This window comes from Nocardioides lijunqiniae, assembly GCF_015024225.1.
In the GTDB taxonomy this organism is placed as follows: domain Bacteria; phylum Actinomycetota; class Actinomycetes; order Propionibacteriales; family Nocardioidaceae; genus Nocardioides; species Nocardioides lijunqiniae.
On the sequence record NZ_JACJGM010000075.1, the window covers coordinates 1 to 610 of the forward strand.

Sequence of the window (610 nt, forward strand, 5' to 3'; positions counted from 1 at the left end):
TCACGGCGATCGCCTACGAGACGGTGCAGCTGCCCTCGGGTGGGCTGCCGTTGCTGTACCCGATGTCGGAGGTCGCGGGGTGTCTGGCGCCGCAGGTCGGTGCGCACTCGCTGTTGAAGGCCCAGGGTGGTCGTGGGGTCCTGATGGGCGGTGTGGGTGGGGTGGCGAACGCGAAGGTCGTGATCATCGGTGCCGGTGTGTCGGGGCAGAACGCGGCGAACATCGCGTTGGGCATGGGTGCGGACGTGACGTTGCTGGACACCGACCTGGACAAGCTGCGGATGTCGTTCTGGCGCTACAACAACCGGGTCCACGGGCTGGCGTCGTCCAAGCTGGCGGTGGAGCAGCAGGTGATGGAGGCCGACATGGTGATCGGTGCGGTGCTGATCCCGGGGGCGGCGGCGCCGAAGCTGGTCTCGAACGAGCTGGTCTCGCGGATGAAGCCGGGCTCGGTGCTGGTCGACATCGCGGTGGACCAGGGTGGGTGCTTCGAGGACACGCGGGCCACGACGCACGACGACCCGACGTATGAGGTGCACGACTCGACGTTCTACTGCGTGGCGAACATGCCGGGTGCGGTGCCGAACACCTCGACGTACGCGTTGACGAA

Annotated in this window: 1 protein-coding gene; it reads left to right on the forward strand. The window is 67.4% G+C overall.

Translation table 11 applies throughout. The annotated features are described in order from the left end of the window. Nucleotides 1–610: alanine dehydrogenase (locus IRQ30_RS23070; RefSeq protein ID WP_193615156.1), on the forward strand; the 610-nt coding region annotated here is incomplete at both ends.